This window comes from Cyanobium sp. ULC082, from assembly GCF_977927535.1.
Genome location: NZ_OZ376397.1, coordinates 1,466,440 through 1,486,160 on the forward strand (window position 1 = coordinate 1,466,440; position 19,721 = coordinate 1,486,160).

Here is a 19,721-nt window from a genome sequence, read left to right on the forward strand (position 1 = left end):
TCCCGGCCCTGATGGTGCTCGGCACCAGCAGCGGGGCCGGCAAGTCGCTGATGACAGCAGCCCTCTGTCGGGTGTTGCGGCGGCGCGGAGAGCGTCCGCTGCCGTTCAAGGGGCAGAACATGAGCCTCAATGCCTGGGTGGACGAGGGGGGCGGCGAAATGGCCTACAGCCAGGCCCTGCAGGCCTGGGCGGCCGGACTGGAGCCGGAAGTGGCGATGAACCCGGTTCTGCTCAAACCCCAGGGCGACAGCACCAGTGAGGTGATCCACCTGGGCCGCTCAGTGGGGATTGCCCGCGCCGAGCACTACTACCGCGACTGGTTCCGGCCCGGCTGGGCGGCGATCCGCACAGGGCTGAGCAGCCTGCAGGCCTCCCACCCCGGCGGACAGCTGATTCTGGAGGGGGCGGGCAGCCCGGTGGAGGTGAACCTGCAGAGCCGCGATCTCACCAACCTGCGCCTCGCCCAGTACCTCCGAGCCCGCTGCCTGCTGGTGGCGGACATCGAGCGCGGCGGGGTGTTTGCCCAGGTCGTCGGCACCCTGGCCCTGCTGCGACCGGTGGAGCGGCCCCTGATCCGGGGCATCCTGATCAACCGCTTCCGCGGCCGGCGGGAGCTGTTCGATGCGGGGCGCCTCTGGCTTGAGCAACGGACGGGGATTCCGGTGCTGGGGGTGATGCCCTGGCTCGATGAGCTGTTCCCGCCGGAGGATTCACTCGATCTGCTCGAGCGGCGGGCCCGCAAACCCGATGCCGAGCTGGAGATCGCCGTGCTGCGGCTGCCCTCGATCAGCAACTTCTCCGACTTCGATCCACTTGAGGCCGAACCGAGCGTGCGGCTGCGCTGGGTGCGCCCCGGCGAGGCGCTCGGCCAACCGGCCGCCGTGATCCTGCCTGGCAGCAAGCAGACCCTGCGGGACCTGGCAGCGCTCCAGGCCAGCCCGATGGCCGGGGAGCTGCAGGCCTTCGTGGCCGGCGGCGGCCATCTGTTCGGCATCTGCGGCGGACTGCAGATGCTGGGCCGAGCGCTCGAGGATCCCGATGGTCTGGAAGGCGGCGGCATGGTCGGCTCCATGCGAGGCCTGGGGTTGTTGCCACTGCTCACCCGCTTCGGCTCCGTCAAGGCCCTGCGCCGGCGCAGCAGCCAGGCGCTCTGGCCACCGCCCGGAGGCCAGGATCTGGAAGGGTTCGAACTGCACCGGGGGCGCTCCCACTGCCTGGCGCCCCAGCACTGCCATCCGCTCGGCTCCGAGCCCGAGCTGGGCTGGTGGCAGCAGCTTGAGCCGGGTGGTTCAGTGGCCGGCACCTACCTGCATGGTGTGTTCGAGAACGGCCCCTGGCGGCGGCGCTGGCTGAACCAGCTGCGCCGCCAGCGGAACCTCCCCGACCTGGGGGAGGCCCAGCCCCACCACAGCCGCCAGCGGGACGCCCTGCTCGATCGCCTCGCCGATGCCTTCGAGGCCCACGTCAACCTGGAGCCGCTGCTGCACTGAACACTGCTTCAGACTGACCCAGACACAGCCGTGATTCCATGGCCCCTCCCCTGGTCAGGATCAGCTGGCCGAATGGCAGCACCAGCCTGGAGCCGGCCGGCACCGCCTGGTTGTCTGCAGCGGCCAGCGGCAACCTGCTGATTCCCACCGGCTGCCTGGGCGGCAGCTGCGGCGCCTGCGAGATCGAGGTGAACGGCCAGGTTGTGCGCGCCTGCATCGCCTCCGTTCCGCCGGCCCGCAGCGGCGAGCTCAGGGTGGAACTGGCCAGTGATCCCTATTGGTGATCCCCATTGGTGATCCCTATCGGTGATCAGCCTTGTGATCAGCCCGCCGCCTGGATCAGCCCGCCCCCCAGCACCAGCTCGCCGGCATAGAACACGGCCGCCTGCCCCGGTGTGATCGAGAACTGCTCCTGCTCGAACTCCAGGCGGCCGCGATGGGGCCGCCCAGCGGCGTCATCGGTGGCGGTGGGCGCAAGCGGCGTGAAACGGGCCCGAACCGGCCCACTCCGATAGCGCACCTGCACCTCCAGTGACAGTGGAGCGGCGGGAGGATCGATCGATACCCAGTTGATCGCTCCCACCACACAGCCGGAGCGAGCCGCCTCGGCGCGGGGGGCAACCACCACCCGGTTCATCGCAGCGTCGAGCCGCACCACATGCAAGGGCTCACGCCAGGCCACCCCCAGCCCCTTGCGCTGGCCGATCGTGAAGTGCTCGATGCCATCGTGCTGGCCGATCACTGTTCCGTCCGCCAGCACGATCTCCCCCTGGCGGGGCGGTAGGTAGGCGTCGAGAAAGGCCTTCATCGAGCCGTGATGATCGGCCAGGCAGAGATCCTGGCTCTCCGGCTTGCTGGCCGTGCGCAACCCCAGGCGCTCCGCTTCAAGGCGGGTGTCCGGCTTGCTGATTTCACCGAGCGGAAACAGCAGCCGGCCCAGCACCTCCTGGGGGAGGTCGTAGAGGAAGTAGCTCTGATCCTTGCCGGCATCGAGACCGCGCAGCAGCTGCGTCCGGCCGGACCGTTCGCCTGAGCAGGAAGCGGAGGCGGCAGCCAGCGACGGTCGCAGCCGGGCGTAATGCCCGGTGGCAATCCGGGTGATGCCCCGCTCGGCCTCGGCCCAGGCGAGCATGGGCGCGAATTTCACCTCCCGGTTGCAGCGGGAGCAGGGCAGCGGCGTGACGCCGCCCGCATAGCCCTCCACAAGGAAATCAACGATCTGGGCCTGGAAGCGGGCGCGGGAATCGACGACATGGTGGGGAATCCCCAGCTGGTCGCAGAGGCCGGCCGCATCCACCAGACCTTCGGCGCAGCAACTCCCCTTGCCGCTCATCAGCCAGAGGGTGAGCCCCTCCACCTGCCAGCCGGCCTCCACCAGGAGAGCGGCGCTCAGGGAGCTGTCGACCCCGCCGGAGAGGCCCACGGCGACGCGATGCTCACCTGGCCAGGCCCGCAACCGCTCGACGGCCCGGGCAGCGGCAGGGGTGGCCGGACAGGTGGTTGCGGAAGCACGGGTTGCTGAAGCGGGGATTGCTGAAGCGGGGGCTGGAGAAAGGGTCACACCGAACACCCTCGATGCTGAATCGTGGGGCAAAAACATCCTTGCTCCCATCATGGGACCAGCCCGCGCCGCCGTTGCCGTGCCCTCCTGGCCCGCCCGTGATGCCGCCCACCTGCTGGTGCGCTCCGCCCAGATGGCGGACCTGGAAGAAGCGCTGTTCGCCAGTGGCCTGCCCGTGGAAGCCCTGATGGAGAAGGCCGCCCTACGAATCAGCCAGCGGCTGCTCGGGCAGCCGGATCGGCTGGAGCGGGGCGTGCTGGTGCTGGTGGGGCCCGGCCACAACGGCGGTGATGGACTGGTGGTGGCCAGGGAGCTGCATCTGGCCGGGGTGCACGTTCAGCTCTGGAGCCCCTTCGAGCAGCGCAAGCCCCTCACCGAGGCCCACTGGCGCCATGCCCACTGGCTGGGGGTGGAGCAGTGCGCCGGCAGCCCTGATCCGGCCGATCCACGCCTCTGGATCGATGCCCTGTTCGGCACCGGCCAGCGGCGACCGCCCGGTGCGGTGATCGAGCGACTGCTGGCGACCAGGCAATCGCAACGGCCAGGCCGGCTGGTGGCGATCGATGTGCCCACCGGCCTCTGCGCCGACAGTGGCCAGCTGCTGGGGGAGGTGGCTGCCTGTGCCAGCCACACCTACGTGCTCGGTCTGCTCAAGCAGGGCCTGGTGCAGGACGCAGCCCTGGCCTGGGTGGGGGAGCTGGAACGGCTCGACCTCGGGCTCCCGCCCGCCCAGCTCGCCGGCCTGCCGGTGGACCAGCCCCTGGGCCTGGCGGCAGCGGATCTGGCCTCGACCCCCTGGCCGATTCCAGATCCGAGGGCTGGGAAGTATGGACGGGGCCGCCTGCTGGTTGTGGCCGGCAGCAACGCCTATCGCGGCGCTGCCCTGCTCAGCCTGCTGGGTGCCGGCGCCAGTGGTTGCGGCAGCCTGCGGGGCGCCCTGCCGATTGCGGTGGCCGAAGAGCTCTGGGCGGTGCAACCCGATGTGGTGGTGCACCGCGCCCTGGCCTCTGGAGCCCAGGGGGGCCTCTGCCTGGCGGCGCTGGGAGAAGCCGGAGCCCTGGACCGCCTCGATGCGGTGCTGCTCGGCCCCGGCATCGGTGCCGGCCATGGGGCAGACGGCACGGATCAGACCCTGGCCTGGCGAGCGCTGCAGCACTTCAGCGGACTCCTGGTGCTGGATGCCGATGGGCTCAACCGCGTGGCCGCCGGGGAGACAGGGACCGGAAGCGATGCCTGGCTGCGGGGACGCCAGGGCGCCACCTGGCTGACGCCCCATGCCGGCGAATTCGCCCGCCTGTTCCCGGATCTGGCCAGCCAGCAGCCCTTGGCGGCGGCGGCGAGCGCCGCCGCCCGCTGTGGCGTCAGCGTCCTGCTCAAGGGGGCCCGCAGCGTGGTGGCCGCGGCCGATGGCCGCCGCTGGCAGCTGCTGGAGGCTGCCGCCCCGGCCGCCCGCGCCGGACTGGGGGACGTGCTGGCCGGCTACGCCGCCGGCAGGGGGGCCGCTGCCGCAGCGGCTCAGACCTGCTCCCCTGCGGATGGAGCCCTGCTGGCGGCCGCCGCCCTCGACCATGCCCAGGCCGGCCTGCAGTGCTGCCGGATCCTCGGCGCCGCAGCGGCCAGCCCCCAGGCCATCGCCAGCCAGCTGGCCCGGCGTGAGAGCAAGCTGCCAAAACGTTGTTAAAAACACACCCAAACCGGGCGATTGCGTCGAGATTGACGCAACTTTTGCGTCGTTTCATGGCTGTCACCAGCCTTCAGGCCCGAGACACCCACCAGCGGCGCAGGACGGATTCGATCCACTGGTATCTGACCACGATCGGCAGGGAGCCCCTGCTCACCCCGGCTGAGGAGATCGAACTGGGCAACCAGGTCCAGACGATGATGCGGCAGCTGGAAGCCAGCGAGCCCAGCGAACCCACCGACCAGACCAATCAGGTGCTGCGGATCGGCCGGCGGGCCAAGCAGCGGATGATCAAAGCCAACCTCCGGCTGGTGGTGAGCGTTGCCAAGAAGTACCAGGGCAAGGGGCTGGAGCTGCTCGACCTTGTCCAGGAGGGCTCCCTGGGGCTGGAGCGGGCCGTGGAGAAATTCGACCCCACCCGTGGCTACAAGTTCTCCACCTATGCCTTCTGGTGGATCCGCCAGAGCATGACCCGGGGGATCGCCTGCCAGTCGCGCACGATCCGGCTGCCGGTTCACCTCAGCGAGCGGCTGGGCTCGGTGCGCCGGGTCAGCCTGGAGCTGGCCCACAAGCTCGGCGCGATGCCCAGCCGCCAGGAGATCGCCGAAGCGATGGCGATCCCGATCCAGGAGCTCGACGGGCTGTTGCGTCAGTCGCTGACCACCTCGAGCCTCGATGCGCCGGTGAATGGCGAGGAAGGGCGCAGTCCCCTCGGTGATCTGATCGCCAGCCCCTCCAGCCAGGAACCGCTCGAGCGGATGGAGCAGGCGATGGACCACGACCGGCTGCAACACTGGCTCAGCCAGCTTTCGGCCCAGGAACGCCAGGTACTCGACCTGCGCTTCGGCACCAACGGGGCTGAACGCAGCACCCTGGCCGAAATCGGCCGGCTGATGTCCGTCTCACGCGAGCGGGTGCGGCAGGTGGAACTGAAGGCCCTGCGCAAGCTGCGCAGCCTCTCGGAGCTCAGTGCGACCAGCCCCTGAGATTCAGTCTTCGGCCCAGATGTAACGGGTGAGTTCGGCGGGGTCGGGCTCGGGAGCGGCGATGGCGAAGCTCACGGCATCGGCCACCTCGGCATCGATCTCGGTTTCGATCGCCTTGAGCTCCTCGGCCGTGGCCAGCTCGGCGGAGATCAGCTGGCCGGCAAGGGCCTTGATCGGATCCCGCTGGGCCCAGAAGGCCTTTTCAGCCTCGCTGCGCAGCTCATCGGGATCGGCCAGGGAATGGCCACGGAAGCGGTAGGTGAGGCACTCCAGCACCGTGGGGCCATCACCGGCCCGGGCCCTCTCGATCGCCCGCTGGGCGGCGGCGCGCACCGCCAGCACGTCCATGCCATCGACTTCCTCTCCGGCCATGCCGAAAGCAGCCGCCTTGCGCCAGATCTCCGGCTCGCTGGTGGCCCGTTCATGGGCCATGCCGATCGCCCACTTGTTGTTCTCCACCACGAACAGGATCGGCAGCTTCCAGAGCGCCGCCATGTTGAGGCATTCAAAGAACTGGCCGTTGTTGCAGGTGCCATCGCCGAAGAAGGCGGCGGTGACGGAATCACTGCTGGCATCGCCGAGCCCATCGCGCTTGTAGCGGCTGGTGAAGGCGGCGCCGAGGGCGACCGGAATGCCCTCGCCGATGAAGGCATAACCGCCCAGCAGGTGGTGCTCCCTGGAGAACAGGTGCATGGAGCCGCCGCGGCCCTTGCTGCAGCCGGTGGCCTTGCCGAACAGCTCGCTCATCACCTCGCGGGCCGGCACGCCGCAGCTGAGCGCGTGGACGTGATCCCGATAGGTGCTGCAGAACCAGTCGTGCTGGGCCTTCATCGCCTTGATCACGCCGGTGGCAACCGCTTCCTGACCGTTGTAGAGATGCACGAAGCCGAACATCTTGCCACGGTAGTACATCTCGGCGCATTTGTCCTCGAAGCGCCGACCCAGGGTCATGTCGCGGTAGAGCATCAGCCCCTCAGCCCGGCTCACCGTGCAGGGAGCGGAGGCGAAAGCTGCCAGCCGCAGGGCGTGGCTTCCGGCCGCCTCAGCTTCAGCTGAACCAGCGGGGGCGGCAACAGGCTCAGAGGCGAACGCTTCAGGGGCCGACTTGAGCGCGAACTCCTGGGTCATGGCGGGAGTGGCGTGGTCTTCAGGGGCCGACTGTACGGGGTCCAACAAGGCCAGGGCGTCAAAACCGATGCCTCTGCCTACACTCACCAGCAATCCACCCGCGAGGGGTCTGGGAGTCGCTGCGGTTGGAACTTCCGATCGACCATTACCGACTGCTTGGGGTCAGCCCCTCCTCCGATTGCCAGAACGTGCTGCGCAGTCTTCAGCAGCGCCTCGACAACCCCCCCGGGCAGGGCTTCAGTCCTGAGGGACTTCAGGCCCGGGCCGACCTGCTGCGTGCCAGCGCCGAGCTGCTCAGCGATGACGACAGGCGCAGCGCCTACGAGGCCGATCTGATCGCCTTCGAGGGCAGTGGAAGTTCCGGCGCCCCAGGCCTGGAGGTTCCCAGCTCCAAGGTGGTCGGGGGCCTGCTGCTGCTGATGGAGGCCGGCCAGCCCCTGGAGGCCTTCGAAGCCGCTCGCCACAGCCTCCAACCACCCCAGACCCCCGCGCTGGGCAGCAGCCGCGAGTCCGATCTCAGCCTGTTGGTCGGGCTGTCCTGCCGTCATGCCGCCACCGAACTGAGCCAGGAGCGGCACTTCGAAGCGGCCGCCTCGCTGCTGCTACAAGGCAGGCAGCTGCTGCAACGGCTGGGCCAGGCACCGGCCCAGCGGCACCTGCTCGACGACGACCTCGACAGCCTGCTGCCCTTCCGGGTGCTCGACCTGCTGAGCCGGGATCTCACCGCCACAGCCGAGCGCCAGGAAGGCCTCCGCTGGCTGGACGTGCTGGTCAAGAAACGCGGTGGGCTGGAAGGAGACGATGATCCATCGCTGCCGCGGCAGGAATTCCAGGCCTTCTTCAAGCAGATCCGTCAGTTCCTCACGGTGCAGGAACAGGTGGATCTGTTCAGCCGCTGGGCGATCGAAGGCTCGCCGACGGCGGCGTTCCTGGCCAGCTATGCCCTCACCGCTTCCGGCTTCGCCCAGCGCAAACCGGAGCGGATCGCTGCGGCCCATCAGCGGCTGATCCACAGCGGCCAACCCGGAGTAGGGCCGTTCCTGGCCTGCCAGAACCTGTTGCTCGGCCGCATCGACGCCGCCCAGACCGGTTTTCTGAGCGATTCCGAGCCGGATCTGCGCCGCTGGGCCGAGCAACGCAGTGACGACCCGCTCGGCCAGATCTGCGCCTATTGCCGCGACTGGCTCTCCAGGGAGGTGCTGCCCGGCTATCGGGACATCGAAGTCGACGCCGATCTCGACGCCTACTTCGCCGACCGTGACATCCAGACCTATGTGGAGGCGCAGGACCACTCCTCCCTCGCAGGGAGCGGGGTCGCTCCACCGGGCCCGACCGCCACGGCTTGGACGCCGGCCGATGCGGGGTCCGGGGCTCTGCCGCCGCTGGGATCAGCGTTCGGTGATTCGAGCGATTCCTTCGCCCTGCCGGCTCCGGCGCAACCGAAAGCAGCCGGCCGGCGGCGGGAGGGCCGCAGGCCTGGCTGGCTGCTCCCGCTGGCGGCCGGCGTCGCCGCCATCGCCGTTGCAGGGGGTGCCTGGTTCGCCTTCAAGCCGCTCAACCAGGCACCCCAGCCAGCTACCACACCTGACGCCAAGCCGACCCTGAAGCCGGCCGTCAAGCCAGCCGTAAACCCTGTGATAACGGCACCGGTTTCGCGCCTGCCCCTCAAGGCAGCCGAGCCGAGCGACGCCGAGATCAAGGCTCTGCTCGAGGCCTGGCTGAAGGCCAAGGCCGAGGTGCTGGCCGGCCAGCCCCCCGGCCGGCCCCTGGCTGAGCTGGCCAGGCCTGCCATGGTGGCGAGCCTGCTGGCGGAGGCGGGCCGGAACAGCAGCCGACAGCAGCGGCAAACCGTGAACGCCGCTGTGGAGCAGCTGGCGGTGACCAGCCGCAGCCCGAGGCGGATCGAAACCAGGGCGAGGCTGCGCTACAGCGAGCAGACCACCAACAGCGCCGGCACGGTGATCGACCGCACCGAGCCGATCGAGCTGCGCAACAGCTACGTGTTTGCCCGCGACGGCGAGGTCTGGAAGCTGGCCGGCTGGCGCCCCCGCCGCTGAGCCCGGCGGACCGCTTTTTAGGATCGGCGGGCGGCCGCCCACCCGCCTAGCCCGATCACCCGGTCTTCCTCCATGTTCGACGAGCTTTCCCAGCGTTTTGAAGACGCCGTCAAGAGCCTGAAGGGCCAGGACAGGATCACCGAAGGCAACGTCGATGGCGCGCTCAAGCAGGTGCGTCGCGCCCTGCTCGAAGCGGATGTGAGCCTGGAGGTGATCAAGCTGTTCATCGCCGACGTGCGCCAGAAGGCGATCGGCGCCGAGGTGGTGCGGGGGGTGAGCCCGGATCAGCAGTTCATCCAGCTGGTGCACCAGGCGCTGGTGGAGGTGATGGGCGGTGCCAACGCCCCGCTGGCGGTGGCCGAAACGGCCCCCACCGTGATCCTGATGGCGGGCCTGCAGGGGGCGGGCAAGACCACCGCCACCGCCAAACTCGGGCTGCATCTCAAGGAGCAGGGGCGCCGGGCCCTGCTGGTGGCCGCCGACGTGTACCGTCCGGCCGCCATCGATCAGCTGACCACGCTTGGTGCCCAGATCGGCGTGGAGGTGTTCAGCCTGGGCACCGACGCGAAGCCGGAGGCGATCGCCGCCGCCGGGGTGGCCAAGGCCCGCGCCGAGGGGTTCGACACCGTGCTGGTGGACACCGCCGGCCGGCTGCAGATCGACACCGGGATGATGGAGGAGATGGTGCGGATCCGCGCCGCTGCCGCTCCCGACGAGGTGCTGCTGGTGGTGGATTCGATGATCGGCCAGGAGGCCGCCGAGCTCACCCGCGCCTTCCACGAGCAGGTGGGCATCACCGGAGCGGTGCTCACCAAGCTGGATGGCGACTCCCGCGGTGGAGCGGCCCTCTCGATCCGCCAGGTGAGCGGCGCGCCGATCAAGTTCATCGGCACCGGCGAAAAGGTGGAGGCGCTGCAGCCCTTCCACCCCGAGCGGATGGCCAGCCGCATCCTGGGCATGGGCGACGTGCTCACCCTGGTGGAGAAGGCGAGCAAGGAGGTGGAACTTGCCGATGTGGAGAAGATGCAGCAGAAGCTGCAGGAGGCCTCCTTCGACTTCTCGGATTTCGTCCAGCAGATGCGCATGATCAAGCGCATGGGATCCCTGGGCGGGCTGATCAAGCTGATCCCGGGAATGAACAAGATCGACGACGGCATGCTCAAGCAGGGGGAAGCCCAGCTGAAGCGGATCGAGGCGATGATCGGCTCGATGACCGAAGCGGAACGTCAGCAACCCCAGCTGCTGGCCGCCCAGCCCTCCCGCCGGCGGCGGATCGCCGCCGGCAGCGGCCACACCCCCGCCGATGTCGACAAGGTGCTGGCTGATTTCCAGAAGATGCGCGGCTTCATGCAGCAGATGACCCGGGGCGGCGGGATGCCCGGGATGCCGGGAATGCCTGGAATGCCCGGGATGCCTGGAATGCCCGGGATGCCGGGAATGCAGGGCATGCCTGGAATGCCCGGTGCCGCTCCGGGGATGGCGGGAGCGACAGCCAGGGGCGGCCCTGCCCGCAAGCCATCGCGGCCGGCCAAGAAACGCAAGGGTTTCGGCCAGCTCTGAGGGTTGGCGGCGGCCAGCCGGGCACCCCAGGCGGTAGGGTGAGATTCGGCGTGTGATGTCACCGCCTGCCCAAGGTTCTCCCAGTCAGCAACGCAACGATGATCAAGCTCCGCCTGAAGCGGTTCGGCAAAAAGCGGGAAGCAAGCTTCCGTCTGGTCGTCACCAACAGCACGTCCCGCCGCGACGGCAGGCCGCTTGAGGAGCTCGGCTTCTACAACCCACGCACCAAGGAAACCCGCCTGGACACCGAGGCGATCCGGGTGCGCCTGAGCCAGGGCGCCCAGCCCACCGACACGGTCCGCTCCCTGCTGGAGAAAGGTGGCCTGATCGAGAAAACCATCCGCCCGGGTGAAACCGTGGGCAAAGCGAAGCAAGCCGCAGCCCGCGAAGCCCTGATCCAGCAGGCAGCCAAGGAAGCGGCCGCGGCCAAGGCCGAAGCAGCGGCTGCCAAGGCTGCTGAAGAAGAAGCTGCAGCCGCAGAAGCAGCCGCGGCGGCCGAAGCTGCCGAGCCGGAACCCGAACCGATCAGCGCCGAAGCTTGAGCAGCCGGCCCATGGCCGGACTTGAACGGGGCTCCTTCTTTTCGATTGATCTTCCCGATCCAACCGCTGCCCTCTCCCTCTCTGGTGGAGCGGAAGCCAACCTCAGAAGGATGGAGGCCCTCACGGGAGCCTCGATTGTTCTGCGCGGGCTGCAACTGGTCATCCAGGGCCAGCCAGCCCAACTGGAGCGGGCCGCAGCCCTCGTGGAGCTGGTGCGGCCGCTCTGGATGGAAGGTCAGACGGTGGGCGAGGCCGATCTTCAGTCGGCCCTGATCGCCCTCGATGGCGGCCGCAGCGCCGCCCATCGGAGCCTCACCGAAAAAGTGCTGGTGCGCAGCTCCAGCGGCAAGCTGCTGCGCCCGCGCACCGAAGGGCAGCGCGCCTATGTGGAGGCGATCGAGACCCACGACCTGACCCTGGCCCTGGGCCCGGCCGGCACCGGCAAAACCCTGCTGGCCGCGGTTCTGGCGGTGCGGATGTTGCAGGAGCGGCGGGTCGAGCGGCTGATCCTCACCAGGCCTGCCGTGGAAGCGGGGGAGCGGCTCGGCTTCCTGCCGGGTGATCTGCAGCAGAAAGTGGACCCTTTCCTGCGCCCCCTTTATGACGCCCTGCATGGCCTGCTGGGTGCCGAGCGCACCGGCGGCCTGCTCGAGCGTGGCGTGATCGAGGTGGCACCGCTGGCCTACATGCGCGGCCGCACCCTGGCCGACGCATTCGTGATCGTCGATGAGGCCCAGAACGCCACGGCGGCCCAGATGCGCATGGTGCTCACCCGGCTGGGGGAAAACTCCCGCATGGTGGTCAGCGGTGACCCAAGCCAGGTGGACCTTCCACGCCACCAGATCAGTGGCCTGGCCGAAGCCGCCCGGGTGTTGGCCGGGGTGGAGGGGGTGGCGATCTGCACCCTCACCGACGCCGACGTGGTGCGCCATCCCGTTGTGCAGCGGGTGGTGCAGGCCTACGCGCGCCACGACCAGGCCCAGCGGCAGGACGGGCTCAGATAGGGAGATCCACACTCCACAGCCTCGGCGTCGCTGTCAGGATGGAGAAGTTCGACCCCAGAGCCATGCCGGCCAGCAGCAATTTCCAGGAAGCGATCCGCGAGGCCCAGCAGGGTGCCCTCGTCGGCCCGAACGTGGTCAACAAGGCGTTGCCCTATGTGGGCGGCGGCATGGTGCTCACGGCAGCCGGCGTGGTCGGCGGTCTGTCGATGATCGGCAGCCCGATCTTCATGCCCCTGTTCTGGGTGTCGCTGATCGGTAACTTCGTTCTCTTCTTCATCGCCCAGAACGCGGCGATGAAAGGGAACAACGGCACCGCCCTGCCGATCCTGGCTGTCTACAGCCTGCTCACCGGCTTCACCCTGAGCGGCATCGTGGCGCTGGCGATCGGCACCGCCGGGATCGGCGCGATCGGCACGGCTGCCCTGGCCACCGGCATCACCTTCGTGATCGCCTCGGTGGTGGGTCGCAACATGAGCGACAGCATCGGTCAGGCGCTCAGCGGTGTGGTGGGCCTCGGCATCGTCGGCCTGCTGATCGCCATGGTGGTCCAGATCGTGGGCGGGATCTTCATCCCGGGCTTCGGTGGCAACGGCTTCGAGCTGCTGATCGCCGGCTTCGGCACGGTGCTGTTCGTTGGTGCCGCCTTCGTCGACTTCTACACGATGCCGCGCACCTACAACGACGATCAATATCTGGCCGGCGCCCTGGGGATGTACCTCACCTACATCAACCTGTTCATCTTCATCCTGCGCCTGATCATTGCCCTCAACGGCGGCAGCCGCAGGGACTGAGCCAGGCTGAGCCAGGCCAGGGCTTGCCAACCGAGCCGCAGCCAGGGAGTTTTCCCTGGCTTTTTCATGTTGGAATGCCCCTTCCCCTTAACCGCCCAGGCGCACCTGGCCCCCTCCAGCCCATGAGCAAGATTGCCCTGATCACCGGCATCACCGGCCAGGACGGCAGCTACCTCACCGAATTGCTGCTGGAGAAGGGCTATGAGGTGCACGGCATCAAGCGGCGAGCCAGCAGCTTCAACACCAGCCGGATCGACCACCTCTACCAGGATCCCCACGAGAGCGATCCCCGCCTGGTGCTCCACTACGGCGATCTCACCGATTCCACCAACCTGATCCGGATCGTGCAGCAGGTCCAGCCGGATGAGATCTACAACCTCGGCGCCCAGAGCCATGTGGCGGTGAGTTTCGAGAGCCCTGAGTACACCGCCAACGGCGATGCCCTCGGCACCCTGCGCATCCTCGAGGCGGTGCGCATCCTCGGCCTCACCGGCAAAACCCGCATCTACCAGGCCAGCACCAGCGAGCTCTACGGGCTGGTGCAGGAGATTCCCCAGAAGGAGACAACCCCCTTCTACCCCCGCAGTCCCTATGGGGTGGCCAAGCTCTACGCCTACTGGATCACGGTCAACTACCGCGAGGCTTATGGGATGTATGCCTGCAACGGCATCCTCTTCAACCACGAGAGCCCCCGCCGCGGCGAAACCTTCGTGACCCGCAAGATCAGCCGCGGCCTGGCCCGCATCGACGCCAACCTCGAGCAGTCCCTGTTCATGGGCAACCTCGATTCGCTGCGGGACTGGGGCCACGCCCGGGATTACGTGGAAATGCAGTGGCGCATGCTGCAGCAGGAGACACCGGAGGATTATGTGATCGCCACCGGCCGGCAGGAGAGCGTGCGGCGCTTCATCGAGCTCTGTGCTCTCGAGCTGGGCTGGGGGGGGATCGACTGGAGCGGCGAGGGGCTGACCGAAATCGGCCAGCGCGCCGACACGGGCGCCACGGTGGTGCGGATCGATCCGCGCTATTTCCGGCCGGCGGAGGTGGAAACCCTGCTGGGGGATCCCACCAAGGCCCGCGAGAAGCTGGGCTGGACCCCCACCACCACCCTGGAGGAGCTGGTGGCGGAGATGGTGGCCGCCGATGTGCAGGAGGCCGCCAAGGAGGCCACCCTGCGCCGCGAGGGCTTCACGGTGGTGGGATCGATGGAGAATCCACCAGCACTGGTCAGGCCGTGAGGGGGCCTTTCGGCCGTTACGCAGCTGGCGCTGCTCAGACGGCCTGCAGGACCCCCTCACGGCATTGGGCGGGGAGCAGGCGGTAGGGAAGTGGTGGGATGGCAAGTGGGGGGGATGGGGATGGGGAGGCTTTGGGAAGCGGGGGGTATGGAGGGCTGGCAGCAGGAGACTGGACGGTGGGAATGACGGCGAAAAAGGAGAGAAGGGGTGGGGAATGGGGCTGATTGACAGGTCGGATCGGATCTTTGTGGCGGGGCACCGGGGCATGGCGGGCAGTGCCATCTGCCGGGCTTTGGTTGGGAGGGGCTACACGAACCTGCTCACCGCCGGGCGCGACGTGCTGGATCTACTCGATCCTGTGGCGGTGGCTGGCTGGTTTGCGGCCAACCGTCCGGACGTGGTGGTGCTGGCGGCGGCCAAGGTGGGCGGCATCCTCGCCAATGCCACCTACCCCGCCGACTTCCTGCTCGAGAACCTCAAGATCCAGAACCATGTGATCGAGAACGCCTGGCGCCAGGGGTCGCGGCGCTTGCTGTTTCTGGGCAGCAGCTGCATCTATCCCAAGTTCGCCCCCCAACCGATCCGGGAGGAGTCCCTGCTCACCGGGGCCCTGGAGGGCTCCAACGAGTGGTATGCAATCGCCAAGATTTCAGGTATCCAGCTCTGTAGAGCCTTGCGCCAGCAGCACGGCTTTGATGCGATCAGCCTGATGCCCACCAATCTCTACGGGCCTGGCGACAACTATCACCCCACCAACAGCCATGTGCTGCCGGCCCTGATCCGTCGCTTCCATGAAGCCAGGGAGACCGGCGCGGCCAGCGTGAGCTGCTGGGGCAGCGGCTCACCGCTGCGGGAGTTCCTGCATGCGGATGATCTGGCCGATGCGGCGGTGTTCTGCCTGGAGAGCTGGCAGCCCGCCATCACCCCGGAGCACCCCGATCCCCTGCAGTTCCTCAACGTGGGCACGGGCGTCGATCTGCCGATCCGGGAGCTGGCCGACCTGGTGGCAGACGCCGTGGGCTATCGGGGCGAGATCCACTGGGACACCAGCAAACCGGATGGCACCCCCAAGAAGCAGCTGGATGTGAGCCGCCTGGCGGCCCTGGGCTGGAAAGCCCGGATTCCCCTGAGCGAGGGGTTGCAACGCATCGCTGCAACCTACGGCCAGGACAGACAGGCGGCCGGCCTGCAGCGCCATTGAGGGTTCTGGTCACTGGCGGAGCGGGCTACATCGGCAGCCACGCGGTGCGGGCCCTGCAGCGGGCCGGCCATCAACCGGTTGTGCTCGACAACCTGGTGTACGGCCATCGGGCGGTGGTGGAGGAGGTGCTGCGGGTGCCGCTGGTGGTGGGCCAGGTGGGCGACCGGGCCCTGCTCGATCAGGTGCTCAGCGGTTCACACCCAGCCCTGGCCGCCGGGGGGGCTCCGATCGAGGCGGTGCTGCATTTCGCCGCCTATGCCTACGTGGGTGAATCGGTGCTTGCCCCCGCCCGCTACTACCGCAACAACCTGGGGGACACGCTCACCCTGCTCGAAGCGTTGATCGAGCCGAGCCAGGGAGACGGGCAGGGCCGACGGACCAGCCCGATTCCGATCGTGTTCTCCTCCACCTGCGCCACCTACGGCATCCCTGGGCAGGTGCCGATCACCGAAGACACGCCCCAGCAGCCGATCAATCCCTACGGCCGCAGCAAGTGGATGGTGGAGCAACTGCTCGATGATTTCGCCCGCGCCTATGGCCTGCCCAGCGTGATCTTCCGCTACTTCAATGCCGCCGGCGCCGATCCGGCCGGCGATCTCGGCGAAGACCACAACCCCGAAACCCACCTGATCCCCCTGGTGCTCGATGCGATCGCCGGCCACCGCCCGGAGGTTCAGCTGCTGGGGGATGACTACCCGACGCCGGACGGCAGCTGCATCCGGGATTACATCCATGTGAGCGATCTCGCCGATGCCCATGTGCTCGGGCTGGAGCACCTGCGCCGCCAGGGGCGGAGCAGCGCACCGCTGATCTACAACCTCGGCAACGGCAGCGGCGCTTCGGTGCGGCAGGTGATCGAAGCCGCCCGGGCCGTGACCGGCCTCGATCTCACGGTGAAGGTGCAACCGCGGCGGGAAGGTGACCCGCCGGAACTGGTGGCCAGCGCCCGCAAGGCCCGGGAGGAACTCGGCTGGCAGCCGCGGTTCCCGGAGCTCACCACGATCCTGGAGCACGCCTGGGCCTGGCATCAGCGCCGCCACGGCCTGGCCAGCGGCTCTCCGATGAACACCCCCTGACCCGGCATCGCCACGCTGCGCCAGTAGGCCTCGATCAAGGTGTCACCACGGCGGTAGAAGAGCATCAACAGGGCGGGATCGGGAAACTTGGCGGGGATGCTGCAGGGCTCCACCACGGTGCCGTAGCTGCCGGTGGCGCCGGCCTCCAGCCAGCGCAGGGCACTCATCTGACCGGCTTCGGTGGGCTCGCCGCCGGGGGTGAGCTGGCCGCCGTAGGAGGTGAGGTGATCGGCCACGGCGCCGGGCCGGAACCGGTTCGAGTTCAGCTCCTGCACCGTGGCCAGGCCGGTGAAATAGAACATCACATCGCGGGCGTTGCGCAGGGCATCGGCCTTGAGGATCTGCACCCGGAACCCCTCGCCCACCGCAGCCCGGGCCCGGTCGTAGCCCAGGGCGCGCCCATTGCGGGCCGGATCGCTGCTGCTGAGCAGGTAGGCGGTACCGGGCGGGCGGGTGCCATCGGCGGCGAGGCCCCGGCCGATCAGGCGGCGTGCCTGGTCGGGGCTGGCGGCGGCCAGCAGCATGGTGGGTCGAATCCCCAGGGCATCCCAGGGCCGGCGCACGGACCCGTTGGCAAAGAAGGGATTGATCCGGGTGAAGCGGCACCCCTCGGCGCAGTGGCGGGTGTCGTAGCCGAAGGCGAAGGCGGTGGTGATCGAGAGGCAGCCCACCCGATAGGGAGTGGCCCAGGCCAGGGCATAGACCTGCACATGGGCGGGGGTGCGCCGGATCACCTGCTGCCGGATGGCGCGAAATCGGGCGGGGCTGAGCTGGGGGGCCGGCGGGAAGCGAATCCGGATCAGCTGGGCGGCGGGAATCCGGCGCCGGGCGGCGTACTCGCTGCCGATGGCGATGCTGAGCGGATCGGCCTGGTTGATCACCACGGCAAGGTGGCGCCGATCCAGTGGACCCAGCCGGGGATCGCTGGGGGGATCGTGGAAGTGGCCCGGATCGGCGCGGCTGGAAATGGCCCCATCCAGCCGGGCACCATCACTGCCGATCCAGGCGGGCAACAGGATCACCATGGCCAGCGAGAGGGGGCGAAGCACGGCTCGAACAACGATGGGCGAAACCTGAAATAGGCTGTGAATTCGGTGAAACAAACGATTCCCGTCTTATAGGTGTTGCGCTGGAAATGAGGCAGCTTGAGCCTGGCTTGCGCCCAACCGGCATCTGATGCCCATGGTGTGCTTATGCGTTAAAATCAAGTTCAGAGCAGTTGAATTGGGGTTGTAGTAGCAAATTGCAGGCTGATCGATACAGCCTAACCAACTCATTTGGGCGAATTTGCACGATCTTCTCACCCTTTACTCAGTTAATCCAGCCAAGGGCTGGGCGTGAGGTCGCCGTCAACGGCTGAGTTGGCTTCGGCGACCCACCTGCCATCCCTGTTCCAAACCCAGCTTTCCGCCTGCCTTGCCTGTTCGCCTGCCACCACCGCTGAAACGGGTTGTTCGCATCCTGGGTGGTTCGGTGCTGGCGCCCCTGATCGGAGCGCAGCCGGCACCCGCCCTGATCCGGGCCACGGCGCGGGCTCAATGGCGGCTGATCGCGCTCAACTTCGGCACCAGCCTGGTGGAGGCGTTCAGCGAAGGGGCCACCCTGGGGGTGATCTTTCTGGCGGTGGATCTGCTCAGCAGGCCGGTGTCAGCGGCTGGCGGCTCGGCGATGGACTGGGCCAGCAATCCCCTGGTGGGGCGTTTCCCGGGGCTGGTGGAGCTGCTCACCGGGCTGCCCCGCACCCCGATCTTCCTGATCCTGATGGCCCTGGCCGTGCTGTTGCAGGCCACCCAGAGCCTCACCCGCTACCTGAACGGCGTGAGCGTGGCCTACTTCGGCGCCCGCTGCAATGCCCTGATCACGGCCCGCATCCACAGCCAGATCCTCAGCTTCGCCTACCCCTGCGCCAGCCGGTACCGGGTGGGTGATCTCACCGACTACGCCGCTGGAGGGCCCCAGGCGGTGAGCAACCAGATCTCCCTGACCAGCGGGCTCCTGCTGCAGGTGCTGCTCACCGGGGTGTACCTGGCCATCCTGATCACCCTCTCGCCCTGGTTGCTGCTCCTGGCCGCAGGCCTGGCCCTGGCCATCACCCTGATGCAGAACCAGCTGCTGCCTCGGATCAGCCGGCAGGCCCAGCGGGTCACCCAGAGCCAGCTGGCGATCAGCACCCGGATCACCGAAGACTTTCAGGGCCTGCGCCTGCTGCACAGCAGCGGCCAGCTGGATGCTGCGGATCAGAACCTCAGGAGCCGGATGGGGGACCTGGAGCAGGGCCTGCGGCGGCAGAGCCTGTTAATGAACATCGTCGGGCCTGTGTCGTCGTTTCTGCCGATCCTGGCGATGGCCGTGATCGCCGGACTGAGCCTGGTGGTGTTCGGAGCCCGCAGCACCGGGGTGCTGCCGAGCCTGGTCACCTTCGTGCTGGCCCTGCAACGGCTGAACATGCGCCTGGCGGGAATCGCCGGCACCTTCAATGGCATCGCCGAGAACACCGGCCGGTTCGAGCGGTTGAACGAGATCCTGGCCCCCACCGGCAAACAGTTCCGGCGGCAGGGCGGGATTCACTTCGAGGCGCTGCACACCGCGATCGAACTGGAGGGGGTGGGGCTGCGCTACGCGGCCGGCCTGCCGCCAGCCCTCCAGGAGATCAAGCTGAGCCTGGCCAAAGGCAGCACCACAGCGCTGGTGGGGGCAAGCGGGGCCGGCAAGAGCTCGATCGCCGATCTGCTGGTGGGGCTCTACGCCCCCACCTCGGGGCGCATCCTGATCGATGGCACCGACCTGGCCGATCTGGAGCTGGGCAGCTGGCAGCAACGTCTCGGCGTGGTGAGCCAGGACACCTTCCTGTTCAATGCCTCGCTGGCGGAGAACATCGCCTACGGCTGCCCGTGGGCCGGCCGGATCGAGATCGAAGCCGCCGCCGAGGCGGCCCAGGCCATGGGCTTCATCAGGGCGCTGCCGGATGGAATGGCCACCCTGGTGGGAGAGCGGGGCTACCGGCTGAGCGGCGGCCAGCGGCAACGGATTTCGCTTGCCCGCGCCATTCTCCGCAAACCGGAACTGCTGATTCTCGATGAGGCCACCAGTGCCCTCGACAGCCAGAGCGAGCGGCTGGTGCAAGAAGCGATCGAGCGCTTCGAGCGGGAGCACACGGTGCTGGTGATTGCCCACCGGCTCAGCACGATCGTGAATGCCGATCAGATCGCCGTGCTGGATCACGGCCGGATCATGGAGCGGGGCCGCCACCGGGAGCTGCTGGAGCGAGCCGGCCTTTACGCGCAGCTGTGGGGACACCAGGCCAGCCCGGGCGTGGCTCCGCAAACGGCCCTGCTGAGCCAGCCCTGAGCAAAGCCTCCTGCCTGGTCAGTCCTCTGAATCGACCAATCAGGTCAGCGGCAGTTGC

The 19,721-nt window shown here is 68.3% G+C and carries 16 protein-coding genes; 13 read left to right on the top strand and 3 right to left on the bottom strand.

All coding sequences use genetic code 11. From position 1 onward, the window contains the following. Window positions 1-11 precede the first annotated feature (11 nt). On the top strand, window positions 12-1,490 hold the full coding sequence (locus tag ACXMDY_RS07770; protein WP_259701110.1) for a cobyric acid synthase: 1,479 nt from the start codon (window positions 12-14) through the stop codon (window positions 1,488-1,490). A 38-nt stretch (window positions 1,491-1,528) separates the two neighbouring features. Continuing rightward, on the top strand, window positions 1,529-1,774 hold the full coding sequence (locus ACXMDY_RS07775; RefSeq protein ID WP_259700934.1) for a 2Fe-2S iron-sulfur cluster binding domain-containing protein: 246 nt from the start codon (window positions 1,529-1,531) through the stop codon (window positions 1,772-1,774). A 38-nt stretch (window positions 1,775-1,812) separates the two neighbouring features. Here ACXMDY_RS07775 and mnmA read toward each other — a convergent pair whose 3' ends face one another. Then, on the bottom strand, window positions 1,813-2,946 hold the full coding sequence (mnmA, locus tag ACXMDY_RS07780) for a tRNA 2-thiouridine(34) synthase MnmA (RefSeq protein ID WP_259701111.1): 1,134 nt from the start codon (window positions 2,944-2,946) through the stop codon (window positions 1,813-1,815). 157 nt (window positions 2,947-3,103) lie between these two features. Here mnmA and ACXMDY_RS07785 point away from each other — a divergent pair, with 157 nt between their 5' ends. Both ACXMDY_RS07785 and ACXMDY_RS07790 read left to right on the top strand, forming a co-directional pair. After that, window positions 3,104-4,732 carry an NAD(P)H-hydrate dehydratase gene (locus tag ACXMDY_RS07785; RefSeq protein ID WP_259700935.1) on the top strand — a complete coding sequence of 543 codons (1,629 nt, stop codon included), beginning with the start codon at window positions 3,104-3,106 and terminating at the stop codon, window positions 4,730-4,732. 56 nt (window positions 4,733-4,788) lie between these two features. After that, window positions 4,789-5,718: a sigma-70 family RNA polymerase sigma factor gene (locus ACXMDY_RS07790; RefSeq protein WP_259700936.1), complete on the top strand. Its 930-nt coding sequence runs from the start codon at window positions 4,789-4,791 to the stop codon at window positions 5,716-5,718. A gap of 3 nt (window positions 5,719-5,721) precedes the next feature. Here the strand turns inward: ACXMDY_RS07790 and pdhA are convergent, their stop codons facing one another. Next, complete coding sequence (gene pdhA / locus ACXMDY_RS07795; RefSeq protein ID WP_259700937.1) at window positions 5,722-6,846, bottom strand: pyruvate dehydrogenase (acetyl-transferring) E1 component subunit alpha; 1,125 nt, start codon at window positions 6,844-6,846, stop codon at window positions 5,722-5,724. 125 nt (window positions 6,847-6,971) lie between these two features. Here pdhA and ACXMDY_RS07800 point away from each other — a divergent pair, with 125 nt between their 5' ends. From ACXMDY_RS07800 to galE, 8 genes are all read left to right on the top strand, one after another. Beyond that, window positions 6,972-8,903, top strand: a complete 1,932-nt coding sequence (locus ACXMDY_RS07800) for an IMS domain-containing protein (protein ID WP_259700938.1) — start codon at window positions 6,972-6,974, stop codon at window positions 8,901-8,903. 72 nt (window positions 8,904-8,975) lie between these two features. Next, window positions 8,976-10,463, top strand: a complete 1,488-nt coding sequence (gene ffh, locus ACXMDY_RS07805; RefSeq protein ID WP_259700939.1) for a signal recognition particle protein — start codon at window positions 8,976-8,978, stop codon at window positions 10,461-10,463. A gap of 98 nt (window positions 10,464-10,561) precedes the next feature. Then, window positions 10,562-11,005, top strand: coding sequence for a 30S ribosomal protein S16 (rpsP, locus tag ACXMDY_RS07810; protein WP_259700940.1), 444 nt, complete (start codon window positions 10,562-10,564; stop codon window positions 11,003-11,005). 11 nt (window positions 11,006-11,016) lie between these two features. Beyond that, entirely contained in the window at window positions 11,017-12,009 is a 993-nt protein-coding gene (locus tag ACXMDY_RS07815; RefSeq protein WP_259700941.1) for a PhoH family protein, read from the top strand. 62 nt (window positions 12,010-12,071) lie between these two features. Further along, the gene (locus tag ACXMDY_RS07820) at window positions 12,072-12,800 is read left to right on the top strand and encodes a Bax inhibitor-1/YccA family protein (RefSeq protein WP_259700942.1); all 729 of its coding nucleotides are present in this window, start codon (window positions 12,072-12,074) and stop codon (window positions 12,798-12,800) included. A 122-nt stretch (window positions 12,801-12,922) separates the two neighbouring features. Next, the gene (gene gmd / locus ACXMDY_RS07825; RefSeq protein WP_259700943.1) at window positions 12,923-14,038 is read left to right on the top strand and encodes a GDP-mannose 4,6-dehydratase; all 1,116 of its coding nucleotides are present in this window, start codon (window positions 12,923-12,925) and stop codon (window positions 14,036-14,038) included. A 214-nt stretch (window positions 14,039-14,252) separates the two neighbouring features. Next, window positions 14,253-15,239, top strand: a complete 987-nt coding sequence (locus ACXMDY_RS07830; RefSeq protein WP_259700944.1) for a GDP-L-fucose synthase family protein — start codon at window positions 14,253-14,255, stop codon at window positions 15,237-15,239. After that, a complete protein-coding gene (gene galE / locus ACXMDY_RS07835) occupies window positions 15,236-16,315 on the top strand; it encodes a UDP-glucose 4-epimerase GalE (RefSeq protein WP_259700945.1) in 1,080 nt (359 codons plus the stop codon). The genes ACXMDY_RS07830 and galE overlap by 4 nt, the downstream gene beginning before the upstream one ends. On the opposite strand, the gene ACXMDY_RS07840 is transcribed toward galE, so the two are convergent. Then, window positions 16,267-17,364, bottom strand: a complete 1,098-nt coding sequence (locus ACXMDY_RS07840) for a TIGR03790 family protein (protein WP_259700946.1) — start codon at window positions 17,362-17,364, stop codon at window positions 16,267-16,269. The two genes, galE and ACXMDY_RS07840, sit on opposite strands and share 49 nt — an antisense overlap. A gap of 367 nt (window positions 17,365-17,731) precedes the next feature. On the opposite strand from ACXMDY_RS07840, the gene ACXMDY_RS07845 reads away from it, so the two are divergent. After that, window positions 17,732-19,663, top strand: coding sequence for an ABC transporter ATP-binding protein (locus tag ACXMDY_RS07845; protein ID WP_259700947.1), 1,932 nt, complete (start codon window positions 17,732-17,734; stop codon window positions 19,661-19,663). Window positions 19,664-19,721: the final 58 nt, after the last annotated feature.